This window comes from Streptomyces sp. ATLC9, from assembly GCF_057196705.1.
In genome coordinates this window covers 1-23,965 of record NZ_JBXUOY010000003.1, presented here as the reverse complement: position 1 = coordinate 23,965, position 23,965 = coordinate 1, and the positions used below count along the sequence as shown (strand labels likewise).

Annotated in this window: 24 protein-coding genes and 2 pseudogenes; 19 read left to right on the top strand and 7 right to left on the bottom strand. The window is 71.6% G+C overall.

Annotated features, from left to right (window positions below; translation table 11 throughout):
* Positions 1-133: 133 nt before the first annotated feature.
* Positions 134-1,360, top strand: coding sequence for a threonine--tRNA ligase (gene thrS, locus AC2CJA_RS00755; RefSeq protein ID WP_484600687.1), 1,227 nt, complete (start codon positions 134-136; stop codon positions 1,358-1,360).
* A 12-nt stretch (positions 1,361-1,372) separates the two neighbouring features.
* Here thrS and AC2CJA_RS00750 read toward each other — a convergent pair whose 3' ends face one another.
* Together AC2CJA_RS00750 and AC2CJA_RS00745 are read right to left on the bottom strand one after the other, a co-directional pair.
* The gene (locus AC2CJA_RS00750; protein WP_484600661.1) at positions 1,373-2,347 is read right to left on the bottom strand and encodes a tyrosine-type recombinase/integrase; all 975 of its coding nucleotides are present in this window, start codon (positions 2,345-2,347) and stop codon (positions 1,373-1,375) included.
* Positions 2,348-2,724: 377 nt separating this feature from the next.
* Complete coding sequence (locus AC2CJA_RS00745) at positions 2,725-3,903, bottom strand: hypothetical protein (RefSeq protein ID WP_484600660.1); 1,179 nt, start codon at positions 3,901-3,903, stop codon at positions 2,725-2,727.
* A 332-nt stretch (positions 3,904-4,235) separates the two neighbouring features.
* Between AC2CJA_RS00745 and AC2CJA_RS00740 the strand changes: the two genes are divergently transcribed.
* The 9 genes and pseudogenes from AC2CJA_RS00740 to AC2CJA_RS00700 all read left to right on the top strand — a co-directional run bounded on the left by AC2CJA_RS00740 (position 4,236) and on the right by AC2CJA_RS00700 (position 11,428).
* Positions 4,236-5,093, top strand: a complete 858-nt coding sequence (locus tag AC2CJA_RS00740; RefSeq protein ID WP_484600659.1) for a sugar phosphate isomerase/epimerase family protein — start codon at positions 4,236-4,238, stop codon at positions 5,091-5,093.
* Positions 5,090-6,025 (top strand): Gfo/Idh/MocA family protein, encoded by a 936-nt coding sequence (locus tag AC2CJA_RS00735; RefSeq protein WP_484600658.1) that lies wholly within the window; start codon positions 5,090-5,092, stop codon positions 6,023-6,025. Before AC2CJA_RS00740 ends, AC2CJA_RS00735 begins: the two co-directional genes overlap by 4 nt.
* Positions 5,973-7,199, top strand: a complete 1,227-nt coding sequence (locus AC2CJA_RS00730) for a methionine adenosyltransferase (RefSeq protein ID WP_484600657.1) — start codon at positions 5,973-5,975, stop codon at positions 7,197-7,199. Before AC2CJA_RS00735 ends, AC2CJA_RS00730 begins: the two co-directional genes overlap by 53 nt.
* The gene (locus tag AC2CJA_RS00725) at positions 7,196-8,074 is read left to right on the top strand and encodes a hypothetical protein (RefSeq protein ID WP_484600656.1); all 879 of its coding nucleotides are present in this window, start codon (positions 7,196-7,198) and stop codon (positions 8,072-8,074) included. The genes AC2CJA_RS00730 and AC2CJA_RS00725 overlap by 4 nt, the downstream gene beginning before the upstream one ends.
* Positions 8,071-9,129, top strand: a complete 1,059-nt coding sequence (locus AC2CJA_RS00720) for a glycosyltransferase family protein (protein WP_484600655.1) — start codon at positions 8,071-8,073, stop codon at positions 9,127-9,129. The genes AC2CJA_RS00725 and AC2CJA_RS00720 overlap by 4 nt, the downstream gene beginning before the upstream one ends.
* Positions 9,126-9,857 carry a coenzyme F420-0:L-glutamate ligase gene (locus AC2CJA_RS00715; RefSeq protein ID WP_484600654.1) on the top strand — a complete coding sequence of 244 codons (732 nt, stop codon included), beginning with the start codon at positions 9,126-9,128 and terminating at the stop codon, positions 9,855-9,857. The genes AC2CJA_RS00720 and AC2CJA_RS00715 overlap by 4 nt, the downstream gene beginning before the upstream one ends.
* Positions 9,854-10,216: pseudogene (locus AC2CJA_RS00710) on the top strand (NAD-dependent epimerase/dehydratase family protein); the annotation flags it as partial. The gene AC2CJA_RS00715 and the pseudogene AC2CJA_RS00710, both read left to right, overlap by 4 nt.
* A gap of 74 nt (positions 10,217-10,290) precedes the next feature.
* A complete protein-coding gene (locus AC2CJA_RS00705; RefSeq protein ID WP_484600692.1) occupies positions 10,291-10,596 on the top strand; it encodes a hypothetical protein in 306 nt (101 codons plus the stop codon).
* A 7-nt stretch (positions 10,597-10,603) separates the two neighbouring features.
* On the top strand, positions 10,604-11,428 hold the full coding sequence (locus tag AC2CJA_RS00700; protein WP_484600653.1) for a shikimate dehydrogenase: 825 nt from the start codon (positions 10,604-10,606) through the stop codon (positions 11,426-11,428).
* Between the two features lie 171 nt (positions 11,429-11,599).
* Here AC2CJA_RS00700 and AC2CJA_RS00695 read toward each other — a convergent pair whose 3' ends face one another.
* Together AC2CJA_RS00695 and AC2CJA_RS00690 are read right to left on the bottom strand one after the other, a co-directional pair.
* Positions 11,600-11,815, bottom strand: coding sequence for a helix-turn-helix domain-containing protein (locus tag AC2CJA_RS00695; RefSeq protein WP_484600652.1), 216 nt, complete (start codon positions 11,813-11,815; stop codon positions 11,600-11,602).
* Positions 11,816-11,968: 153 nt separating this feature from the next.
* On the bottom strand, positions 11,969-12,160 hold the full coding sequence (locus AC2CJA_RS00690) for a S1 RNA-binding domain-containing protein (protein ID WP_484600651.1): 192 nt from the start codon (positions 12,158-12,160) through the stop codon (positions 11,969-11,971).
* A 90-nt stretch (positions 12,161-12,250) separates the two neighbouring features.
* On the opposite strand from AC2CJA_RS00690, the gene AC2CJA_RS00685 reads away from it, so the two are divergent.
* Entirely contained in the window at positions 12,251-12,814 is a 564-nt protein-coding gene (locus AC2CJA_RS00685) for a hypothetical protein (protein WP_484600650.1), read from the top strand.
* Between the two features lie 86 nt (positions 12,815-12,900).
* Here the strand turns inward: AC2CJA_RS00685 and AC2CJA_RS00680 are convergent, their stop codons facing one another.
* Positions 12,901-13,815 carry a hypothetical protein gene (locus tag AC2CJA_RS00680; RefSeq protein ID WP_484600649.1) on the bottom strand — a complete coding sequence of 305 codons (915 nt, stop codon included), beginning with the start codon at positions 13,813-13,815 and terminating at the stop codon, positions 12,901-12,903.
* A 144-nt stretch (positions 13,816-13,959) separates the two neighbouring features.
* Here AC2CJA_RS00680 and AC2CJA_RS00675 point away from each other — a divergent pair.
* The 7 genes and pseudogenes from AC2CJA_RS00675 to AC2CJA_RS00645 form a co-directional block, all read left to right on the top strand.
* Positions 13,960-14,163 (top strand): annotated as a pseudogene (locus AC2CJA_RS00675) (asparagine synthase-related protein); the annotation flags it as partial.
* A 37-nt stretch (positions 14,164-14,200) separates the two neighbouring features.
* Entirely contained in the window at positions 14,201-14,410 is a 210-nt protein-coding gene (locus AC2CJA_RS00670) for a hypothetical protein (protein ID WP_484600648.1), read from the top strand.
* Positions 14,403-14,684 (top strand): PqqD family peptide modification chaperone, encoded by a 282-nt coding sequence (locus AC2CJA_RS00665; protein ID WP_484600647.1) that lies wholly within the window; start codon positions 14,403-14,405, stop codon positions 14,682-14,684. The genes AC2CJA_RS00670 and AC2CJA_RS00665 overlap by 8 nt, the downstream gene beginning before the upstream one ends.
* Positions 14,681-15,103, top strand: coding sequence for a lasso peptide biosynthesis B2 protein (locus AC2CJA_RS00660; protein ID WP_484600646.1), 423 nt, complete (start codon positions 14,681-14,683; stop codon positions 15,101-15,103). The genes AC2CJA_RS00665 and AC2CJA_RS00660 overlap by 4 nt, the downstream gene beginning before the upstream one ends.
* An 84-nt stretch (positions 15,104-15,187) precedes the next feature.
* Positions 15,188-16,204, top strand: a complete 1,017-nt coding sequence (locus tag AC2CJA_RS00655) for a protein-L-isoaspartate O-methyltransferase family protein (protein WP_484600645.1) — start codon at positions 15,188-15,190, stop codon at positions 16,202-16,204.
* 291 nt (positions 16,205-16,495) lie between these two features.
* Positions 16,496-19,810: a type ISP restriction/modification enzyme gene (locus AC2CJA_RS00650; protein WP_484600644.1), complete on the top strand. Its 3,315-nt coding sequence runs from the start codon at positions 16,496-16,498 to the stop codon at positions 19,808-19,810.
* Positions 19,811-20,079: 269 nt separating this feature from the next.
* Positions 20,080-20,259 (top strand): hypothetical protein, encoded by a 180-nt coding sequence (locus AC2CJA_RS00645; protein WP_484600643.1) that lies wholly within the window; start codon positions 20,080-20,082, stop codon positions 20,257-20,259.
* 146 nt (positions 20,260-20,405) lie between these two features.
* Here AC2CJA_RS00645 and AC2CJA_RS00640 read toward each other — a convergent pair whose 3' ends face one another.
* Together AC2CJA_RS00640 and AC2CJA_RS00635 are read right to left on the bottom strand one after the other, a co-directional pair.
* Positions 20,406-20,585 (bottom strand): hypothetical protein, encoded by a 180-nt coding sequence (locus AC2CJA_RS00640; protein ID WP_484600642.1) that lies wholly within the window; start codon positions 20,583-20,585, stop codon positions 20,406-20,408.
* 1,104 nt (positions 20,586-21,689) lie between these two features.
* Entirely contained in the window at positions 21,690-22,181 is a 492-nt protein-coding gene (locus AC2CJA_RS00635) for a hypothetical protein (protein WP_484600641.1), read from the bottom strand.
* A gap of 234 nt (positions 22,182-22,415) precedes the next feature.
* Here AC2CJA_RS00635 and AC2CJA_RS00630 point away from each other — a divergent pair, with 234 nt between their 5' ends.
* Complete coding sequence (locus AC2CJA_RS00630; RefSeq protein WP_484600640.1) at positions 22,416-23,465, top strand: site-specific integrase; 1,050 nt, start codon at positions 22,416-22,418, stop codon at positions 23,463-23,465.
* The last annotated feature ends 500 nt before the right edge of the window (positions 23,466-23,965 follow it).

The window sequence follows — 23,965 nt, the reverse complement described above, 5'->3', positions numbered from 1 at the left end:
GACGACGACGCCGGAGAGTGTCCCGGCGCGCTGACAGATGATCTGATCCGAAGCCCCGGGGCGAGTGCCCCGGGGCTTCGTCGTAGGCCCGGTCACTTGCCCCGCAACCAGCAAGGAGACCGCGATGACCACCGTGCACGACCACCGCAAGCTCGGCCGTGAACTGAGCCTGTTCGACACCGATCCGCTGATCGGCGCCGGCCTGCCGTACTGGCTGCCCGACGGCGCGGCCGTGAGGCACACCCTGGAGGAGTACATCCGTGCCGCCGAGCGCCGGGCGGGCTACCAGCACGTGTACTCACCGGTACTCGGCAAGCGAGAGCTGTACGAGATCTCGGGGCACTGGGCGCACTACAGCGACGACATGTTCCCCCCGATGGACCTCGGCGGGGAGCAGGTCGTCCTGCGGCCGAGCCTGTGCCCCCATCACGCGGTGATCTACCGATCCCGTTCCCACAGCTACCGCGAACTGCCCCTGCGGATGGCAGAACTGGGCGGCATGTACCGCTCCGAACTTTCGGGCGTGCTCGGCGGACTGACCCGTGTGCGGGCCATCCAGCTCAACGACGCGCACATCTTCTGCACCCTGGATCAGGTCGCCGAGGAGGCGCAGGCGGCGCTGGAGATGATCCGCCAGGCGTACGAGGCGCTCGGCATCACCCCCACTCGTTACCGGCTCTCCCTCCCCGGGCCCGGTGGCAAGTACGTTGCCGCACCGGAGAAGTGGCAGCGGTCCACCGCCCTGCTGACCGACGTCCTCGACCGCTCCGGCCTGCCCTACGAGGCGGCCGAGGGCGAGGCCGCGTTCTACGGCCCCAAGATCGACGTCCAGGTCACCGACGGCGCCAGCCGGGAGTCCACCCTGTCCACCGTCCAGGTCGACTTCCACCAGCCCGAGCAGTTCGACCTGCACTACATCGGCGCGGACGGCGCCAGGCACCGCCCGGTCATGGTCCACCGCAGCATCATCGGCAGTGTGGAGCGAGCCGTCGCCCATCTCATCGAACAGCACGGCGGTGCTTTCCCCGCCTGGCTCGCCCCCACTCAGCTGGTCATTCTCCCGATCTCCGACACCGAACTGCCGAACGCCGCAGCCCTTGCCCAACACTGCACTCGTCTCGGGCTGCGTGCCCAGATCGCGGGACCGGACCGCGGCAGCCTGGGCGCCCGTATCCGAGAGGCCCGCCTGGTTCCCTACCAAGCCGTCATCGGTGCCAAGGAGTCCGCTGACGATCACGTCGCACTGCGCTTGCGTGACGGACGCCGACTCGACCCGCAGCCGGTCAGTGACGTACTGACCCGCATCAGCGCTCTCATCGGTGACCACAGCACCGAACTGTGGGCCGACGCCACTTCATAGCAGGCGTCGCGATCAGCGTCTGCTGTCGCCCGGCGCGAGGAGGCTGGTGATCTCAGCGATGGCGTCGGGCGAGGGCTTGAAGTAGCGGCGGACGTTCTCCGGCTTCTTGTGTCTCGACTTGGCCATCAGCATCAGCAGGCTGGCCCCGGCCTCGCCCAGGTGGGTGAGGCCGGAGTGACGGTATTCGTGCAGGTCCCAGCCCGTGCCCGGTCCGCGCACGGCGGTGTGCTCGTCGAGAAGGGCGCGGGCCTGCCCGTACGACAGCCGGGCCAGCCCGGTGTCCGGGCACACGTCACGCGGGCTGACTACCTTGCCCGGTCCCGGGCGGCGGTGGGTGACGAACACCGGCCCGCGCGTGCGGCCCTTCAACAGCCGAGGCAGCAGCCGGGCGGTGCCGGCGTCCCAGTACACCGTCTCCAGCACGAAGTCCTCGCGTGCCTGGCCCCGGCGGCGGGCCTTGCTCCGCGCACCTTTCGCCTTGATCAGGCAGCGACGCCCGGCGAAGTCCAGGTCCTCGATGTTCACACCGAGGATCTCCTCCGCACGGCCGGCGGTCTCGTACAGCATCCGCCACAGCGTCTTCTCCCGCAGGTGCACCTCGCGCCGCGCGACCAGCCGGTCGATCGCCATCTTCGAGCGGGCCGGGGTCTCGGAGTCCGGCACCGCCAGCCGCTTCGCCCAGACCGGGACCATCGGCCCCTCGTAGCCCCGCTCACGGCACCAGCCGAGCCAGGACAGCACTCCCGCCCGGCGGGAGTTCCACGTGTTGACTGCCGCGGTACCCCAGAGCAGCTCCAGGGTCTCGCCGATCTCGTCGTCGGCGACCGACTCCAGCGGCCGGGCCTCGCCGAGCCGTTCGGCGGTCTTGCCCACCCCGATCCCGTAGTTCCGGACCGTGTTCGGGTTGCCGAGCGAGTCGAGGAACACGTCCGCCGCCGCACGGACGGTCAACGCCTTCCCAGTCGGCAGCTGTATGACGGTAGGCACCGCTTCCCCTCTTGCCACAGATAACAGGGCCGCTTCACGCAGCGGCCGGCGAACGTCACCGCAGGTGACGAATCAAGCTACCGCAGATATTGGGGTGTTATCCGCGGGAAGACTTCAGACCGGTCCAGCCGCCGACACCCCGCCAGCCGCCCACCAGGGCCGACGAGGGCTTAGCGCACGATCTGACATGGATGTTCCTCAACCCCCGTTCAGCCCGCACCCGCAATGGCCGTCGTGGTAGCGGCGCCACTTCGAGCCCAGCGCCTCGTACACGAGCTTGTCGCCGTAGCGCTTGGTGTCCCGCGTGAATCCCGACATCGCCGCAGTCTCCCACCGCCCGCGGCCCCGGGTCCGGCGCTTCACCCGAACGGGTCCGGTCATCTGCCTGTGTAGCGGGTGGCGTTGTTCAGGCGGGTGGTGAAGCCGCCCGCGGTGTCGCGGGTGAGGAGCAGGAGCGGTTCGGTGGTGGTCAGGTCGGGGGTGTCGGTGATGCCGCCGATCTTGCGGGTGGCGGTGACGGCGATGAGGTCGCCGCCGGGGGCGATGTGGTCGAGGTAGGCGGTGTTGCGCCGGCCGCGTTCGCCGTTCAGCAGGCACTTGGCGGCCCCCAGGACGCCGAGGGTCATGCAGCCGCCGAGCAGGATCACGGTGGTGCCCTGGCCGAGGGTGAGGCGGGTGATGACTGTCAGGTCCGCCAGGAGTTCGCCCTCGGGCGCCCACAGCGGGGCCAGGCAAATGTCGCCGTGGCCGGGGAAGGTGACGGCCGCCTCCGGCGGCGGGGTGAAGGTGTAGGGCAGGTGGGGGCCGAACTCGGCGTAGGCGGTGTTGCGGTCGGGGGCTCCGAGGACGATCAGGCTGTCGGGTTCGGCGTTGTAGTACTCGCCGGGGTGGAAGTCGCGGATCGTGGCGGCCGGGAAGCCCTGGGCGAGGTGGACGCGGACGTAGAGCAGGGCGTCGAGGTCGGCGAAGCCGGCGTAGCGGGCGTACAGCGGGTCGCTGGGCCGTCCTCGCGCCCGGTCCGCGGCGGGGAGCGCGGAGCAGATGACGTCCACGCGGGAGTCGGCGGTGATGCCGAAGAACCGGCCCGTCCCGTCGTCCGGGTCGGTTCCTGCCGGGGTGGTGGCGGGGGCGTCGCTGCCGGGCGGGGGCGGTTCGGTGACGTAACTGCCGTCGCAGATGAGCAGGGCGAGGGTGTCCAGTGCCTGTCCAGCGTGGCGGCGCACGGTCTTGGCCGAGCAGCCCAGCACGCGGGCGAGGGATTCCTGCCGCTCGGTCAGGCTCGGCCAGGAGTGCTCGCCCAGCAGGTTGAAGTCGGTTGCGGCGTAGCGGCGCTCGTGCGGGGTCAGCGCGTCGATCGCCCTGCGCAGGGCTCCCACCAGGCGGGTGGTCTCGCTCGCCGCGTTCGACAGCGGCGGGGTGCGGGCGAGCAGCAGCGTCCGGAGCGGGTCGCTGAGCGCGGTGACCGCCCCGGGGTGACCCAGAGCGGGGCCCTGGCGCAGTCGCAGCAGCTCGGTGCGTACGTCCTCGGGCGAGAGCCGGGGCGGGGGGATCGCCATCTGTCCAAGGGTTGTCCAACGGGCGGGATCTGTCCTGGTTTTGGGGCAGCTGGCGGGATGTCGCCCCTGCGGGGGCCGCGGGGACGGTGAGGGCTCCTTTCTCACCGCTGGAGGTGACCATGCACGCCGCGCTCGTACCGGCCCCGACCTGGGGGCCGCAGCCCCCGCCCCCTCCTCCTCCGCCGGTCCCGCCGCCTCCGCCGACCAGCGACAACGACTGAAAACCGTCGCCTGAGGTTCCGAGCGCCCCCGTGCCGGAAGGACACGCCCCGGCACGGGGGCGCCCCCGGTCCCACCACCCGCGTCACCGAAGGAAGAAGGAGAAGACGGCCGTGGACGAACGCCCGGCGAGCACGCTGGTGCTCAACCCTGATGAGCTCGGCCCCGACCCGGTAGCCGGCATGGACCTGGCGGTGAAGCTGGGCATCGGGTACCTGGAGATCCGCTCGGCCGAGGGCGCCAACGCGGTGACCCTGCCCGCTGACCGGCTGCGGCACCTGCGCGCCCTGGCCGACGAGCGGGGCCTGGCGGTGGCGGCGCTGGCCTCGCCGCTGTGGAAGTGGTGCAGGCCCGAGGCGACGCCCGGCCGGGTGGACACCTTCGGCTTCCCCACCCAGGTCCCGTCCGAGGACCGGCTGGGCTGGATCGAACGGGCCATCGAGGCCGCGCGCATCCTGGGTGCTCCGGTGGTGCGGGTCTTCTCCCACCTGCGCGTCGAGCCGGAGCTCACCGAGCAGCTGCTCGGTGACCCGCTGCTGGCCAAGGCCCTGGACGCGGCGAACACCGCCGGAGTGCGGCTGCTGCTGGAGAACGAGCCGGTGTGCACCGTCGCCCACGCCGAACCCCTGCTCGAAGTCCTGGAGCGGTACCACGGGCAGGGCCTGGGACTGTGGCTGGACGTGGCGAACCTCCACGAGGTCGGCCAGGCCACCGGCGACGTGGTCCGCGCCCTGGCCCCGTACGTCGGCTACGTGCACGTCAAGGACTACCGGCCCGCCGACGGCGGCGGCCGGGCGTTCTGTCCGGCCGGAGAGGGCGTGGTGCCGTACGGCGAGGTGCTGCCGCTGCTGCACGCGGCCCGGGAGGCGCTGCCGTACGCGCTGGAGACCCACGTGCGCGACACGCCCACCGACGCGCTCACCGCCGGGGCCGCGTTCCTGCGCTCGGCCGTCCCGGGCGGCGTCGCGTGAAGCGGGTGCTGCTGGTCGGGGCCGGGGAGGTCGGAGCCAAGCACCTGACCACCCTCGCCGACGCTCCCGGCCTGGCGGTCGCCGCGGTCGCCGACCCCGACCCGCACACCGAGCTGCCGCCGGACGTCCCGCTGTTCGCATCCTGGCGGGCGGCGCTGAGGGCCGTGACGCCGGATCTGGTGGTCGTGGCCGCCCCGCCGGGGACCGCGCTCGCCGCGGCCCGGGACGCCGCCCAGGCCGGAGCCGCCGTGCTCGTGGAGAAGCCCGGCACCACCGACCCCGCCGCCCTGGCGCCCCGGCCGGGCGACGGACGGATCTTCGTCGCGTTCCAGCCGCACTTCGCTCCCGGCCTCGACGCTCTGCTCACCGAGCGTCCGGCCGTCGTACGGGCCGAGGTGCTGCTGGCCGTACGGCGTGACCCCGGCTACTTCCGCGGCTGGCGCCGTACCTACGCCGCCGCCGGTGGCGTGCTGCACCAGCAGGCCATCCACGGCCTGGCCCTCGCCCTGCGGCTCGTGCCCGGCGACGTCGAGGCGGTCGACGCCATGGTGGCCCACCGCCGGGGCCTGGCCGAGACCGAGGACTCTCTCACCGCCGCCGTCAGCCTGACGAGCGGGGCCACGGTGCACGTCGACGCCCGCGTCGACCACGACGGCCCGCCGGTCCACGAGCTCGTCCTCCACCTCGCCGACGGGCGCCGCCTTGAGGTGCGAGGCCGGAACCTCGAAGCCGGACTCGGCGAGATCTCCGCCGCCCCCACGCACGAGGAGCTGCGGCGCGCGATGTACGCCGCGGTCCTGGACGCCGCCGACGGGCGCCTAGCCAACCCCTGCCTGTTCCCGCTGACGGCGCTGCGGCGCCCGCTGGAGGTCATCGACCGTGTCTACCGCGACGCCCGCGTTGTCCGCGCTGCGCACGCCGCTGCCGCATGAACTGCCCGTCGAGGTCGTCGAACGCAAGGGCATCGGCCACCCCGACACCCTCGCCGACGGCATCGCCGAACTCGCCTCCATCCGCTACAGCCGGCACTGCCTGGACGTGGCGGGGGCGGTGCTGCACCACAACCTGGACAAGGTCGCCGTCCTCGGCGGCCGGGCCGCGTTCACCGACGCCGACGGCGTCTACGACCGGCCGCTGCGGGTCGTCTTCGGCGGCCGGATCTCCACCAGCTTCGCCGGCCGCCCGCTGCCGGTGCGGGAGATCCTGGAGCAGGCGGCCGTCGACCACCTGCGTACCGCCCTGCCGGGCTTCGACCGGGTGAAGCTGGAGATCCGGCACGAGACGACCGACTCCTCCAAGTTCCCCCACTGGTTCGCCCCCCGCTCCCTGGACGATCTGCCCGAGCGGCGAGCCGCGTTCTCCAACGACACCGCCTACCTCGTCGGCTCCGCCCCGAGGACGGCCACGGAGACCGTGGTGCTGCTGGCCGAGGCATGGTTCCGCCGCTTGTCGTGGGCGGGTAGTGACATCAAGGCCCTCGCCGTCCGCGACGGCGCGACCTGGACGGTGACGGTGTGCGTGCCCGCCCTGGCCGGTCACCTGACCAGCTCCGCCGAGTTCGCCGACGCGGTCACCGCCGCCGCCGGTGAACTGACCGAGCTGCTTGCCCAGCGGCTGGCGGGCCGGGTGACGGTGGTGTGCAACACCCGCAACTCCCGCACCGGCCCCATCTCCGGGCAGTACTTCACGCTGTCGGGGTCGGCCGTCGACTACGGCGAGGACGGCCTCGTGGGTCGGGGCAACGCCCGCACCGGCGTGATCAGCGGCGCCCACCTGGCCGGGAACGAGGCGACGTTCGGGAAGAACCCGGCCTACCACGTCGGCAAGGTCGGCGGCTGGCTCGCCGATACCGCCGCCCGCGCGGTGGCCGCCGAGTTCGGGCCGTGCCGTATCGCGCTGCTGTGGCGCAACGGCGCCCCGTACGACGAGCCCGCCTCGATCGAGATCACCACGGTCAACCAGGCGCCCCCCGGGGCGGCCGAGGAGCTGGTGCGGGCCACGCTGTCCCGGACAGACTGGATGGAGGACCTGCTGGCCGGCCGGTACTTGCCCGCCGTCGCGCCGGTCGAGGAGCTGCTGGCCGATCTGGAGCGGGCGGCCGGATGAGCGTGCACCGGCTCGTCACCGGCCACGTCTTAGCCCGCCTCGCCCTGCCCGAGCGCTTGGACACCACGGCCGCGCGGGCAGCTGATCGGGCCCTGCCCGGCGGCTGGACCCTGACGGCAGGCTCCGCGACGGGTGCGGCGGATGTCGAGGTCACTACGGGGGCCGCGGCCGTCACCGTCGCGGGGGACACCGTGCGCCTCCGTCTGCCGGCAGACGTGGCCGCCTCGGACACGCTCGCGTACGTCGCCTACACCGCGCTCGAACGCGCCCGCCAGCAGCAGCTCAAGATCACCGTGCACGCCACCGCCCTGATCGCGCCCGACGGGCGGGCGGTGGTGCTGCTCGGCGCGAAGGGCGCGGGCAAGACGTCCACCGCGCTCTCCCTCGCGGAGCGGGGCTGGACGCATGCCGGGGACGACCTGGTCGTCCTCGGCGAGAGCGATGACGGCACGGTGGCGGTGTGGCCGGGCAAGCCCACCGCCGCCGTCCGCGACCCGGCCCGGCCGCTCGCGCCGAAACCCCTGTGGGCACTGGAGCCGTTCGCCGCCGGCCCGGCCCCGCTGGCCCGGGTTGTGCGCGTGGCCGTCCACCCGGCGCTGGAGGCGGCCTCGCTGACGCCCGCGGTGCCGCTGTCGGTGAACGAGCGGCTGCGGCTGCACGAGATGCTGGGCCGCTACATCTCCGGCCTGCCCACCCCCCTCACCGGCGTGAGGGGGGTGCCGTACGGGCCGATGTGGCCGCTGGACACCCCCGCCCTGGCCCGCTGGCGAAGCCACCTCATCACCTGGCTCGCCGACTGCCGGTTCGACTACCTGCACGCCCCCGGCCCCGCCACGGCCGCCGACCTGCTGGCCAAGGAGGCCGAGACCGGATGAATACCGCCGCGATCCTGCCCAGCCGCAACGAGCCGGCCACCATCGCCGCCGTCACCGCCGCCGTCGACACCGCGCTCGCCGAGCACCGGTCGGTCATCGTGCACGCCGACTCCTCCGACACCCCGGACACCTCCGAATGCTTCGCCGCCACCGGCACGCGGGCGGCGAAGGTGCCGCTGACCGGGCTGGTGCGGGGCAAGGGCGCCCAGATCCTGGCCGCCGCCCGCCGCCCAGACCTCTCCGACGCCGACGCGGTGCTGATCGCGGACACCGACACCCGGGGCCCCGACCCCGCCGTCTACACCGCGCTGCTGGACCGCGTACGCGACGGGGCAGCCCTGGCCATCGCCGACTACCCACGGCACTGGGACGAGGCCAACCTCACCAACCACCTTGCCCGGCCGCTGATCGCCGCCACCACCGGCCACGACGTTCCCCAGCCACTCGCCGGGGACCTCGCCCTCTCCCGTGCCGCCCTGGACGCCGTCCTCGACGCCGCCCGGGCTCTACCCGCGGAGGTGGCGGCGTGCGTGGACGGCTACGGCATCGACGCGTTCCTGCTGCTGACCGCCGCCACAGTCGGGCCCATCGCCTCCGTACGGTTCGACGGGCCCAAGCAGCACGCCGGGTCCTTCCCCCACCTGGCGGCCATCTACCACCAGGCCGTCCCCGTCCTGCTGCACCTGACCGCGCCGTGGACCCCGCCGCCGGCACCGCCGGGCGGCGGACCAGCGCTCTACCGCGCTGCTGACCGCATGGTCGAGCCCGCCCGTCTTCAGGCCATGCTCACCGCGCTGGACAGCTTTGGCCCACACCCCGGCGGATACGATGAACACCCGTGGCCGCTGCCCGCCGCGGACGCCTGGCACGCCGTCAACTCCGGCGCGCCTGCGCCCGACGCGGCCCGTCGGCTGTGGCCGCACTACCTGAGGCGCGTGACCGACTGGCTCACCAGCGGGCAGCACGCCACCACCCGGCAGCGGGCCGAGACGCTCGCCGCCGCGCACGCCCGCCTGCACGCCGCCGTCCTCACCCCAGCAGGAGCCCGCCGATGACCGCCGCCCCGACCTCCGGCTTCTCCGCCTTCGCCCTGGAGCCCTTCCCCGAGCTCCAGCCAGGCGACGACCTGGCGGGCACCATCACCGACGTCCTCGCCCGCACCGGCACCGAACTGCGCGACGGGGATGTGGTGGTAGTGGCCTCCAAGGTCGTGAGCATCGCGGAGAAGCGGTACGTCGACCTCGCCAGCGTCACCCCCGGCCCCGAAGCCCTGGAACTGTCCGCCAAGACGGGCAAGCCCGCCGAGATCGTGCAACTGATCTTGGACGCCAGCGGCAGCAACTACTTCCTGGCCACCGAGAAGGGCCCCATCATCGCCCGGCACACCCTCGGCTACCAGCTGACCTCCGCCGGGATCGACCGCGCCGGCACCGAAGGTGCCTGGCTGCTGCCCGTGGACCCGGACGCCTCCGCCCGCGCCCTGCGCGACGCCCTGATCACCTACACCGGCACAACCGTCGCCGTGGTGATCGCGGACTCCGACGGACGCGCCGACCGTCGCGGAGCCACCGTCATCTCCATCGGCGCGGCCGGCGTCGCGCCGCTGCGGACGACGGAGCACGGCAGCAAACGGCAGGAGGAGACGTTCACCGACCTCATCGCTGCGGCGGCCGGGATCATCCTCGGCCAGCGCGGACGCGGCGCCCCCGTCGCCGTCCTGCGGGGCATCGCGTACGAGGTGAGCGACGAGGGCGTGGCGTCGATGCTTCACCACCGGCCGTGACGCTGCTGATCACGGGCGCGGCCGGAGCCATCGGGACCCGGCTGGCGGCCGACCTCGCCGCCCACGGGATACCGCTGCGGCTGCTCGACCAGCGGCCCCCGCACGCCGGGCCGCCCGCGGGCGCCGAGTTCGTCCAGGCCGACCTGCGCGACCTCGACGCCATCGAGAAGGCCGCCGCCGGGATATCCGCCGTCGTGCACCTCGCGGGGATCACCCAGGAGGGGCCGTTCGCCGACATGGCGGGGCACAACATCACCGGCACCCACCACGTGCTGGAGGCCGCCCGCCGCCAGCGGGTACCGCGCGTGGTGCTGGCCAGCAGCCACCACGTCACCGGCCTGAACCCCGCCGACGGACCGGCGCCGCTGGCGCCGGACAGCTTCTACGCCGTATCCAAGGTCACCGCCGAGGCCCTTACGCCCACAAGACCAACGTGCAGGTCGTCGCCGTCCGCATCGGCAGCTACCGCAACAGCCCCACCGAACCCCGCCACCGGGCGACCTGGCTCAGCCCCCGCGACGCCACCACCCTGTTCTACAACGCCGCCACCCGGCCCCTGACCGGCCCGTTCCTCACCGTGTACGGCACCTCCGCCAACCACGAGTCATGGTGGCCGCGCACCGGCTGGGACGCCCTCGGCTACCAGCCGGCCGACAGCGCCGACCAGCACCCCGAGACCGGCCCGCTGGCCGACCGCTTCATGGGCGGCGCCTTCGCCGACGACGAACTCCCCACGTAGGAGCGTGATGAAGCAGCTCGCCGTGCTCGGCTCCCCGATCGGCCAGGCCCTGTCCCCGGTGCTGCACCAAGCCGCCTACCAGGCACTCGGCCTGGACTGGAGCTACCGCGCCATCGACTGCACCCCCGAGAAGCTAGCCTCCTTCCTCGCCGGCCTGGACGAGACCTGGGCGGGGCTGTCGCTGACCATGCCGCTCAAGCGCACCGCCGTCCCCCTGCTCGACGAGGTCTCGCCCACGGTGAAGGCCACCGGCACCGCCAACACCGTCACCGTCCGCGGCGGCCGGCTCATCGGCGAGAACACCGACGTCGACGGCATGCTCCAGGCCCTCCTCGACGCCGCGATCACCCGGGTGGAATCGGCGTGCGTGCTCGGAGCGGGCGCGACCGCCGCCACAGCCCTGGCCGTCCTGAACGCCCTCGGCTGCCGCGAGGTGACCGCCGTCGCCCGCGACGCGACCCGCACGGGCGAACTGGCGTGCGCGGCCGAGCGCATCGGGATCGGCCTGCGTATCCGGCCATGGCACGAGGCCGCCCGGCACCTTCAGGCGGGACTGGTCGTCTCCGCGCTGCCGCCCGGCGCCGCCGATCCGCTCGCGCTCCAGTGGCCAGCGGCGGAAAACGTCCTGCTCGACGTGGTCTACCGGCCCTGGCCCACCCCGCTCGCCGGGGCTGCCCGGCGCGCCGGCAGCACCGTCATCGGCGGCCTGCCCATGCTCCTGCACCAGGCCGCCCGGCAGGTCGAGCTCCAAACCGGCCGCACCCCGGCACCCGTGGCTGCGATGCGGAAAGCCGCCGAAGCAGCCCTCGGCGAGGTCACTCCGAGCGCGTAGGCGAGACTGGACGCGCCCGGCGGCGCGACGACGTCCGGCCGATGCTGCCGCCGCCGGGCCCCTCCTCCCCTTCTGGGTCCGCACCGCCCCATAGCCCGAAGGGGCCTTCGTCCCCTGGACCGCTGGCGCCGAGCAGGACACCGCCCTTGGTGCGGTGCGGCGGCAGGGGAATCACGAAGCTGCGTCGCCGCGCATTGCGCCGCCGCGCGAGCGGAAGGTCACCCCGGCGTCGGCCAGGAGCCGGTGCACGCCGCCGTAGGAGCGACCGGTGTCCTCCGCGAGCGCCCGGATCGAGGTGCCCACGTCGTACCTCGCCTTCAGCTCGGCGGCCACCTTGTCGCGTTCGGGCCCGGGCAACAGCCTGCGGGCCGGAGACTTGCGGGACATCGACGGGTTCCTCCCCTTTATGAGACAGCGGCTTGCCGTCATGATCCCCTGCGACCGCCGCAGACGACCAGTGTCGGATTCCGTAGTCGTCTGCGCTGATGTCTGCAGTCCTCTGCACGCCCGCTATGCGGCTGTATCGAGTCGACTTCCTCGTCAGGGATGACGGTGCCTCTCCGGAGCGACGGCGAGCGCCTGTTTGTGTGACAGTGCGATCCGGCGCCGGATGGGGTCGACTTCGAGGATTTTGACAGCGAGTGCTTCGCCGACCTGAACGACCTCTTCGGGCCTTTCCACCGCCCTATCCCAGACCTCGTCGGGCGCGGTCAGTACCCCGCGCTCGGCCACCGACCCATCTCCCATCCGGAAGCCCCCTCGTCGCGCACACGACTACGGCCAAAACGACCGTAGTGCAGGCGACTCCGGGATGTCCGGAGGATGCACAGTCCCCTGCCCATCACGGTGAACCCCCAGCTCACCCGTGCACACGACTACGGACATTCACACCAGGCGATCGGCTACTTCCCGCGCATGACCGAGGCCGAGGCCCTGGAAGCCGGCCGCGGCGTGTGGCGGCTCGACATGCGCATCGTGAGCCGCGAGCGGTTCGTCCTCATCACCGATACAGGCCAGGGCCTGGTCCGCGCCGTCGCCGAGATCAGAGCCGTCACCGAGCACGACACCGACCGCGGCCGGAAGAAGGCCCTGGAAGCCGACCTCCTCGGCCCCGGACACCCGATGTACGACCGGTACATCAACCAGCCCGACCCGCTCGCCAACGACTCCCGCAACAGCGTCAAGTACGGCGACCTGCCCGAGGAACTGCCCTTCCGTACCCGAGACTGCGCGTGCGGCTGCGGCGAGACCACCACCCACGACTTCGTCCCCGGCCACGAGCTGCGCGCTATCCAGGCCCGCGTACGCGAGTACTTCGGCGGCTCCGCGCTCGCCTTCATCACCTGGCTCGACGCCGAACTTCCGCCCGCGGCTCCGGCCTCGTGACCTGACGGACCGCGGAACACGAGGCCCCCGGCGATCACACCGCCGGGGGCCTGCCATCCCATTCGGACGTATCTCGGCTGACGCCTCTACGGACGCGGCCACGCGGCCGGGGTGGTCGGCGGCAGCGGGATTTCGTCCAGGCGCAGCCACCGCTCCCGGCCGGCCTCATCGGGCAGGCAGAACCGCACATCCCCGGCCTCGTCAGCCTCGTACGGGGCATCCCCGACCGCCCGCAGCAGGGCCCGCAGCCTCGGATAGGGGGCCTGCATCGCCCGGCCACGCACCCCCTCACCGCGCAAGGCGACCAGGGTGAAGGAGGCGACGTTCACCCCGGTGCGCCGGTGACCGTCGGCGTGGGCCACCGCTTCGGGGTGTTCCACGATGGAGGCCAGCGCCTCCGGTCCGGCGACCGTGTACGTCAGCAGCAGGTCCCCGCGCCGGAGCACGACCTGCGCCCCCGGCTCCATCGGCGAGTCCTGTGTACCGTCGATCGTCAAGGCCACCTTGCCGATCATCGGGCCCATTCCGATCTCACGGACCTCGTCGAACTGCTCCACCGTGGCGTCCACGAACCGCTCGGAGTCGGGCAGCACCAGCACGCAGTGCCCGTTCCACGAAGTGCCCGTCCAGCTCGGGGTGAGCGATCCGTAGCGGGTGCCGCCTCCGTCCTTGTGTTGAACGGCCAGGTCGACCGGTAGCAGTTCGGCCCGCACGCCGAGCTGGCCGTAGGCGTTGCGCAGCGTCATGCAGGCGTCCACGCACACGTTCGCCGGGACGCGGCCGTCGGCGAGGGCCACCCACAGGTACGGCAGCACCAGTTCCACCAGCTGGTCCGGCTTCGCGTGCTCCAGCATCCGCGCCGTGTGGTCCATGCTCCCCCGCAGCGGCAGCCCGCCGCCCGGCAACACCGCGATCGCCCCGCGCGGACGCGGCACCGGGGAGCGGCCTGGGACCCGCTTCTGCGGCGTTCGGTGCTTCCTGCCCCGCTTCTGCTTCGACATGAGCAGAGCCTAAAGATCACCCTCGCTCCGCAACAGACCGCATTCACGCCGAGTCATGTCGGAGCCCAGAGCGGTTACTCAGAGCTACACGCCACCTGGCCGTAGCTATACGAGAACAGGGCCGACACCTGCGGATGTCGGCAGATCACCGCTGGATACGGCATCGACCTGGCTGCCCCCTACCTGGACAACGAGGTGCTGCGCGCCGCGCTCGCCGTCCCCGCCGACCAGCGCGGCGCCCCCACTCGGTACAAGCAGCTGCTGGCCGCCGCGTTCACCGGCCGCGGCGTGCTGCCCGACTTCGTGCTGGCCCGCACCACCAAGGGCGGGTTCAACGCCGTGGCGTACGCGGGCCTGCAACGCAACGCCCCCCGTCCTGCGGGAGTTGCTGGGGGCCTCCTCGCGGCTGGCCGCGCTCGGCCTGATCACCCCTGGGCCTGTCTTGGCACTGCTGGACCGCGCGGCGGCCGGGCAGCCGGTCGCCCAGGCTGCGCTGCACCTGGCGGTCGCCGTCGAGGTGTGGCTGCGGCAACTCGACACCGCGACGGAAACCGGCTCCTGGTGGGAGGTGACCGACCGTGTGGGCGTTGCGTGAAGGCACCCATCCGGTGCTCACCGACGAGGGCGGGGCGATCCTGGACGAGCACACCGGCCGGTGGACACACCTGACCCCGACGGCCACCGCCGCGGTGCTGCTGCTGTGCTCGAGCCAGACCATGGAACAGGCCGCCGCCGCCTACGCCACCCGCTACGGCCTGCCGCCCCACCAGGCTCATCGGGACGTGCGGGCGGTCGCCGGCGCCCTCACCGCCGCCGGGCTCACCGTCGCCTCCCTGCCCCGGCCCCGTGCGTGGAGGTGGCGCCGGTGACCAGCACCGAGGCGTGGTCCACCGCCCGCGCCGGCACTCCGCCCGAGCGCCTGGCAGCCGCTGCCGGCATCGCCCTGGCCTTGATCCTGCTCCGGCTGCCCTTTCGCTGCGCCACGGCCGCCGTCCGCACCGCACGCCGCATCGGTCGCCGCCCGCTGACGCCGACGCGCGCCGAGGACCTGGTCGCGGCCGTACGGCACACCGGCCGCCGGTGGCCCGGCCGCGTCGCCTGCCTGGAGACCAGCCTCGGCGCAACCCTGGCTGCCGCGCTGCTCGGCCGCCGCCTCAACTGGTGCCTGGGCGTGCGGTTCACCCCGCCGCCGGTGGAGTACCACGCGTGGGCCGACCTGCCCGGCCACGGCCCGGTCGGCGAGTACACGGCGGCCGGCTGGCACCACTACACCGCCCTGCGTCTGTAGCCCCGATGCCGCCGGGTGCCGTGTCCTTCACCCGCCCGGAGCAGTTGACAGAACACAAGTCCGCCCTGTGCAAGGAGTCTTGCCGTGATTCCCGTCGCCGACGCCGCCGAAGCCGTCCCCGAGCGCTACTACACCCACAACGCCGACCGCGGCCCCACCGACAACCGGTCCAACCCCGCCGCGATCCACCGCGAGCTGACCACCCTGGGCGTCGCCGAGGGTATGCGCATCCTGGAGATCGGCACCGGCTCGGGCTACTCCGGAGCCCTGCTGTCCCACCTCGTCGGCGACAGCGGACAGGTCACCAGCCTCGACGTCGATCCCTACATGACCCGCTGGGCCAACCTCCTGCACCACCACCGCGGCCTGACCAACATCCGCTGCCACACCGCCGACGGCACCGCCGGACACCCCGAGCCCGCCCCGTACGACCGGCTGGTGGCCTGGTGCACCCCGCCCCTGTTGCCCTACGCCTGGACGGAACAGCTCGCCGACCACGCCGTGATCGTGGCTCCGCTGCCGATCGCCGACGTCCCCAAACTCACCGTCGTGGCGAAGATCGCTCTCTCCGGCGGGCAGCCGCAGGTAACGGCCGTCTTCCGCGGCGGCTACATCGAAACCGACTCCTCCCCGTACGCCGACTCCGATGTCCCGCTGCGCTGGGTGGACTGGGAGAACCGCCTCCCCGCCCTGTCCTGGGTCTCCGTCGCCTGGCGTGAGGAGGACGACTGGCTGCACGGCGGCGCCCGCACCAACTTGGAGCGGCTGCTGAAGAACGCGCACACCGAGCCCTACCAGGCAGAGCCGATCGACTGGGCGAGCTGGAGGGTCTTCACGGCCACCACCGGCGGCCCGCATCTGACCGTGGCCGGCCTCACCGCCGACACCCTGGCTCTGGGCCACTCCACACCGACCACGGCCGCCGTCGTCCAGCCCGACGGCACGATCACCGCCGACGCCCCCGACTCCCCGTCCCTGGCCGCGCTCCAGGGCTGGCTCGCCGACTGGGAGAGCGCCGGACGCCCCGCCCCCGCGACCTACACCCCCGCCCTGGACCGGGACGACGCCGCCGGCGGCTGGCATCTGCGGCTGTCCCGGTAGCCAAAGGCCACAGAAACCTCCGTGGCGGTGTCTCCTGGCTTGTCGGCCGGGGGGCACCGCCACAATCGCGCTCGACCTCCGCCGGGCTCGGATTGCTCGCACCGGCTGTGGCAGCGTTCAGTGCGCTGTACGCCGACGGCCGCGTTGACCACCTTGTACGCGACCGAGCTTCCCGGCACGTGTTCCATCAAGGCTGGAGCATCAACTCTCCGTCTTGTCCACTCTCCTGACGGGCTATTAACTCCGAGCCTCTGATCTGACATGATCATTTTCTGTTCGATTGGGGGCTCTGTGGGAGAGATACCGCGTTGGCTTGCCGGTGCCGTCAAGGTGTTCGGCAGGGAGTGCGCGAAGAAGCTGGCCGGGCCGGGGGAGCCCGAGGCCGCGATACGCACGCCGCTGGAGAACCTGCTGCGGACGGCCGGACCTGAGCTCGGCGTCCAGGCCGTATTCCACGACGAGGTGCGCGACACCGAACGGCGGGTGCGGCCGGACTACGGGGTCAGCATCGACGGGGCGATCACCGGCTATGTCGAGGTGAAGGCCCCCGGCAAGGCCGTCACCCCGGCTGCGTTACGCGGCCACGACAAGGTGCAGTGGGAACGGCAGCGGGACCTGCCGAACCTGCTGTACACCAACGGCACCGAGTGGCGCCTGTACCAGGACGGTGAGCACCGGCGCACGGTGTACTTCACGGGCGACCTCTACGACGGCAAGGTGACCGCTCCGGCGGAGTTCGAGGCGCTGCTGGCGGACTTCCTCATCTGGAAGCCGGCACCGATCACCGCGGTCGGCGGTCTGGTGACTGCCATCGCCCGGATGACGAGGCTGCTGCGCGGAGAGGTGCTGGACCAGCTCGCGGCCGAGCACACGGCCGTGCGGGGCGGCGCCGACAAGCGCCTGCAGCCCTTCCTCGGCCTGGCCGCCGAGTGGCGGGCGATGCTGTTCCCCCACGCGGACGAGGCGACGTTCGCCGACGGATACGCGCAGACCGTGACGTTCGCCCTGCTGCTGGCCCGTACCGAGGGCATCACCGTCTTCGGCGAGTCTCTGTACGTCATCGGCGAGAAGCTCCGTGCCGACCACTCCCTGATGGGACGCGCGCTCCAACTCCTCACCGACGACGTGGCCCGGGACTTCCGGGTCACCCTCGACCTGATGGCCCGCACCGTCGACGCCGTCGACTGGGCCCGCGTCCGCCGCGGTGGCCGCGACACCTACCTGCACCTGTACGAGCACTTCCTCGAGGAGTACGACCCCGAGCTGCGCAAGCGGTCCGGTTCGTACTACACGCCGGTCGAGGTCGTCGAGCAGATGGTCCGGCTCACCGACGACGTCCTCGTCACCCGACTCGGCAAGCAGCGGGGCTTCGCCGATCCCGGGGTGTTCACCGTCGACCCGGCCATGGGCACGGGAACCTATCTGCACGCGGTCCTCGAACGGATCGCGGCGAACGCCGCCGCCCACGACGGCCCGGGCGCCGTCTCCGGCGCGGTCACCCGGGCCGCCGAACGCGTCGCCGGATTCGAGCTGCAGATGGGCCCGTACGCGGTGGCCGAGCTGAGGGCCGCCGAACAGCTCAACCGCTACCAGGCCGTGCCGCCGGACGGCGGGCTCAAGCTGTTCGTCACCGACACCCTCGACGATCCTCACGCGGCCGAGACCCAGCTCAGGTCCGCTCTCCAGCTCATCGCGGCCTCCCGCCGCAGGGCCAACGAGATCAAGGCCCGGGCGAACGTCACCGTTGTCATAGGCAACCCGCCCTACGCCGAGCTCGCCAACGGCGCCGGTGGCTGGGTCGAGAACGGCGGCCTGGAGCTGAGGAACAAGAAGGGCAACAAGGCCATCCTGGACGACTGGATCGTCCCCGGGATGAGCCGGTTCAAGGCCAAGCTGAAGAACCTGTACGTCTTCTTCTGGCGCTGGGCCACCTGGAAGGTTTGGGAATCGACTCCCGCCACTGAGGACGGTGACCTCGGCGTCATCGCCTTCATCACCACCTCCGGCTACCTCACCGGGCCCGCCTTCGAGGGCATGCGCGCCTACCTGCGCCGCTACGCCTCCGAAGGGTGGATCATCGACTGCACCCCGGAAGGCCAGACCCCCGACATACCGACCCGGATCTTCCCCGGCGTGCGCCAGCCCCTGGCCATCGGGATCTTCGTGCGCCGCGCCGACACCGACAACACCACACCGGCCCGCATCCGCCACCGCGCTCTGGCCGGGCGCCGCGCCGACAAGTTCGCCACCCTGGCCGCCACCCGGCTCGACGATGACGGCTGGCGCGACTGCCGCACCGACTGGACCGCCCCGCTCACGCCGGCGAGCACCAGCCAGTGGGACGACTATCCAGCCCTCGACAACCTCCTCCCCTGGTACTCACCAGGGGTGTTCCCCACCCGCGGGTGGGTGTACGCGCCCAGCCACAGCGTCCTCGAGCGGCGGTGGGCCACGCTGATCGGTGAAGGCGACCGTCAGCACAAAGCACGGCTCTTCAAGGAGGGCCGCGACGCCAATCTGCAGAAGACCAAGCCCGCGCTCCCGGGCAACGACACCTGTTCCACCCCAGAGAAGCCGATTCTCAGCGAAACCGTGACCACACCAGCCCTCGCACGGGTCGGCTACCGGTCCTTCGACCGACAGTGGGTGGTCGCCGACCCCCGCGTGATGGACATGCCCCGCCGTGACCTCTGGGCTGCGCGCATACCGGGGCAGGTCTTCACCGTCGAGCAAAACCGAAAAAGCATACGATCCGGCCCGGGTGTGGTGTTCTCCGCCCTGATCCCGGACTTCCATTACTTCAAGGGCTCTGAAGGTGGCCGGACTCTCCCGTTCCTCCACCCGGACGGCGTCCCCAACCTCGCGCCGGGACTGACCTCGGCGCTCACCACTCTCCTCGGCACCACGGTCGCCCCGGAAGACGTTCTCGCGTACGTCGCCGGCATCGTCGCCCACCCGGCGTTCACCGAGGCCTTCGCCGACGAACTGACCACACCCGGCGTGCGCATCCCCGTCACGACGGACGCGGAGCTCTGGGCGGAGGCGGTCGACCTCGGCCGTCAGGCACTCTGGCTGCACACCTACGGGCAGTGCTTCACCGGCGAGGGACGGCCCGTAGGCGATGTGCGGTTGCCGATGGGCAGTCCGCAGCGCCCGCTCAGCCAGAAGCCCGTCACAGCCCTGCCGGAGACACTGGCCTACGACGAAGACCGACAGACCATCCTCGTGGGCGATGGGGAGTTCGGACCGGTCACCCGCCAGGTGTGGGACTACGCGGTCGGCGGCCGCAACATCATCAAGTCATGGTTCGACTATCGCAAGAAGGAACCCGGCGGGCGCCGCGGCTCACCGCTCGACGACATCAACGCCACGGCGTGGGACCCGGACTGGACCGGCGAGTTCCTCGACCTGCTCTCCGTCCTGACCCGCCTGGTCGGCCTCGAACCCAAACAGGCCGAGACCCTGGATTCCATCCTCGCCGGCGGCATCGCCACGCTGGACGACCTCGCTGCCGCGGGGGTGCGCTGGCCGCAGGCCACAGCGGACCGGAAGCCCCGCTTCTCACTGGATTCCGCTCTCAAGGGCATGGGAGACACCTTGCTGTAGACCAGCCTCGGAACTGGAGCACGCCCCTCTACCGCAGGCAGGCCGGGGACATCAACTTCGCGCTGGCCGTCGGCACTCGGACGGCATACTCGTCCTGCTCACTACATGCCGACACCACTCACCTCTCGGCTGGTTCGCCGTCCTGGCCGAGATGCGGTGAGTGCGCGCCTCCAGGCCCCGGGAGAAGACGGCAGTGTGGGGCGTTATCGAACCCTTCGATCAGGAAGAAGGCGGCTCGCAGCGGGGTCCTCGGCGGGCCTTCGTTCTTCATGGAAGCAATCATTCGAGATGCGCTGCCCGAGTTCGTCGGCAGCCTCGGCGCCACCCTCACCATCGCCACCGGAGCTTGGGGCATCACCAAGTTCCGCAAGCGTGACGACGATCAGCCGCCTGCGAGGCGTTCCCCGGAGGAGACAGCCGAGACGGCCCAGGAGGGAGACTCTCGCTGAGACGATGCCCCCAGCCAGGGCTGGGGCATCGCACTTCCTGCGCCGCCAATCTGAAGGCCGTCCAGCCAATCGCGAGGGGACGGGTCAGAAGCGCCCGTCCACAAGACCTTCTGTCCCGACTGCTTCTCCGGGGGCTGAGATATGGCTCAATCGCCGGTGAGGGTGCGCCGCACCGGAGCGGTGGCGACGCGCATCCAGGCCAGCGCGCACTGCACGGCGGACTCCTCGCGCGTCCGGTACGGTCCGCTCACCGCGAAGGAATCGGCGAGGCGGTAGTTCCAGCCGTTGCGTCCGGTCCGGCCGGTCCCGCCGTACGACGGTTCCACGTATCCCAGGACCGTGCCGTCCTCGGCGATCAGATCCCACCGATGGTTGTCGCGGTGGTTCGCGTTCTTGGCCAGACGGGCGCTGTCGGCGACAGAGCGAGCTGCCTTCTGCGACAGCCGCTTGCGCCGTGCCGGTGCCGCCTTCGCGGGTGTGTCGTCCCGTGGTGCCCCGGTGGGTTCCGGGGGCGGTGCTACCGAATCGTCACGTGATGCTTGGGGAAACGGAGACCGCACTGCGGTGCGCTGTGATTCCTCCTCGGTCGGCCGACTTCTGGACCGGGAACCGCGGGATCGGCCAGCCTGCGCCGCGCGTGAATCCGGGCCGACATCGACGGCTGGGGCCCCAGGGTGGTCCGGGCTGCCGGACCGGGGACCCTCGGCCCGGACCACTTGCCGGGCGCGATCCGCCAGAACAGCCGGGATCCGCGTCACGGCTTTCAGGTCGGAGGCACTGGCGGGCTCTCCGGCTGTCAGGGCTCCGGCCAACCGTCTGGCGGCGGCCGCCAGGTTGTCGGCGAGTTCCGTCGCGGGCACCCCTGCGTACGCTTCCACCAGCTTCCGCTCATCCTCAGGGGCGGTTCGGTGCTCCTGGCCCTGCCGCTGACGAGCTCGGTACGCCTTGGCCTGGCAGGCACGCGAGCAGTAGCGCCGGGCGCGGGGGCCGCGCTGCGCGGGCAGTACCCCGCCGCACACCGGGCACATCACCATGGCGACCTCCTCAATCAATCGTCACGTGACGCTTACGCGGACACGGTATCGACTCCCGCGTCAATCGTCACGTGATGATTGAGGTATCCCCCATCTCTCCGGCCCGACGAGAGCGAGTCGGAAAGATCGGGGTCAAGCCGGTGACCCCGCACCGCGATGTCACCGGGCCTCCTCCCGTGGCTGCCTCGGTGCCCTCGCTCCCGGGGCGGCCGGACTTCACCCCGGGCCCGCAGGGTCCCGGGCGTGGGCGAGCAGGCGATCCTGATACGGGTCCGGTAGCCGAGGTGGAGCCGAAGGGGAAGGGGTGGCCCCCGGACCACCTGGTGGTGGAGTTCGCGCCCGGCGACCGGGGCGCCGAGTGGCACGACTGCTGACACCGCGACAGGAGGCCTGGCCCTACTCCTTGATGACGAAGTAGATGGCCCGGTGCTCATCCACCTTCTCCAGCAGGCCGCTGGCCGCCAGTCGTCGGTACACCTCTCGGATGTACTTCTCGGAGGGGTGGTAACCGGCGTCTCGCAGGGTCTGCATTCCGCGGCTGGGGTCCCAGGTTCCGCCGAGCGCGCGAACGGACTTCTCCAGGGACGCTCGCTGGGTGTTCTCGGCCTTCTGCACCTTGGCCATGTGGTTGCGGATGCTCCCGGGCGCACCCTTGTAATCGCAGTGGTCGCACTTCTTCCATGCGCCCGCTTCGACGGCTGCGTCGGTGACGGGGTTGTCGGGGCCGTAGCCCTGGCTCCTGAGGAGTTCGGCGACGGAGCCGTTGTGATGGACGGCGAGGTAGGCGGCTTCGGCGATCTTGTCATGACCGGCGGCGAAGGTGCGCCCGTAGCCAATGACGGTCTGGCAGCCGCAGTAGCAGCGGTTGGTGGTCACGGTGTCTGTCATACCGTCAGGCTAGCCATCCAGGACACTCCTAGCAATCCTTGGAAACCCTTGTATTTCTAGGGCGGCAGAGGGCGGATGGCGAGACCAGGTCGCCCCGAACCGGCCGGACTGAGGCTGCCACCGGTCCCACCCCTTCCTTGACCCCACGAGTCGACCATGGATCGTGGATCCCGGATAAGCTCCCCATATCCGGGATCTAGAGAAGCGCTTCAAATCCGGCGAACGGGGTGGGTCATGTCAGATGGTCAGAGAGCGGTCGAGCCGGTCGTCATCCCGGCCGCGCCGGCCCGGCCGCAGGAGTACGACCCCGCGACCCGGGCCGCGCTGGAGCACATCGACCACCAGGCCGTGCGCACCGTCGCCGACGGCCGTCCGGCGAGCACCCGCAGAAGCTACGCCCAGGACTGGGCGAGCTGGACGAAGTTCTGCAACGCCTCCGGCGTGCCCGTGCTCGCCGTCACCCCGGGCACGCTGGTGATGTTCGTCGAGTGGCTGTGGACCCAGCCCGGCGGCAGGAAGGGAACGTGCACCGCGCCCTCCACCATCGACCGCCGCCTGTCCGGCACCGTGGTCTCCGCCCGTGCCGAGCACGGCGTACGCCTGGAGGACGGCGTCGCCCGCCTCGCCCGCAACCGGCTCAAGCAGCTGGTGAAGGAGATGGAGGCTCGCGGCGAGACCCGCGGCCGCGGCCAGGCCCCGCCGCTGCTCGTCGAGCACCTGGTGAAGATCAGCGCCGCCTGCCCGGACAACCTCATGGGCCTGCGCGACCGCGCCCTGGTCCTCATGCACTTCGCCGTCGCCGGCCGCGAGCACGAACTCGCCGCCAACCGGGTCCGCGACTACACCGAGACCCCCGGCGGCATCCAGGCCGACCTGCGCGTGTCCAAGGTCCGCCCCCGCAGCGTCCCGGTCCCCTACGGCTCCCGGCCCTCGATCTGCCCGGTGCGGGCCTGGCAGGCGTGGAAGGAGGCCGCCGGCCTCACCGACCCGGACGGCTACGCATGGCGCCGCCTGCACAACCGCTGGCACACCGTCCTGGACAGCGGACTGCGGCCCGAGTCCATCGGCGACATCGTCACCCGCGCCGGCCAGCGCGCCGGGATCGAGATCCGCTTCACCGGCCACAGCCCCCGCCGCGGCCTGGCCACCTCCTCCCGCATCAAGGGCCACGACCAGATCGTCATCGCCAAACAGGGCGGCTGGGCCCCCCACTCCAAAGTCCTCGCCGGCTACCTCGAAGTCGTCGACCAGTGGGAGGACAACGCCCTGCTCGGCGTGCTGTAGAGCGGGACCGACGGATCCCCCGGCTCCTACCGAGGACTGTAAGTAGCTGTTGTCTTTCCGAACCTGGTCGTCTCGGCTCTGTCTCACATCCAGTGGTGACAGAGCGCGAGAACTGGGCGCCCCCGTCTCACAGAGAGTGCAGCTGGTGCCCTGACCTCGGTACTCCGCAGCAGACAGCAGCGCATCGAAGGCGCCGAGGTTGTGGCGCCGGCCTCTCACGGACAGAAGCCGACCTGTCGGCCGCGGTCGGAGAACGACTGTCGCGATACGCCTATCTGTGGTTTCTGAGCGATGACCTGGCCACCATCCCCGTGACTGGCTGTCACCACCGGATGTGAGACAGGACCGCTCGTTTTACAGTCCCACCCACAGCGATACCGACCTGACTAAGCTTGGCGTTTAACCTCGCGTGTCACCCGACCTGCTGAGGTCTTCTGTTTCGGGGAACGTGCGACGCGGCCGTCCTCCACGCTTCGAGGTGTCGAGTCACGGAGTGTGAA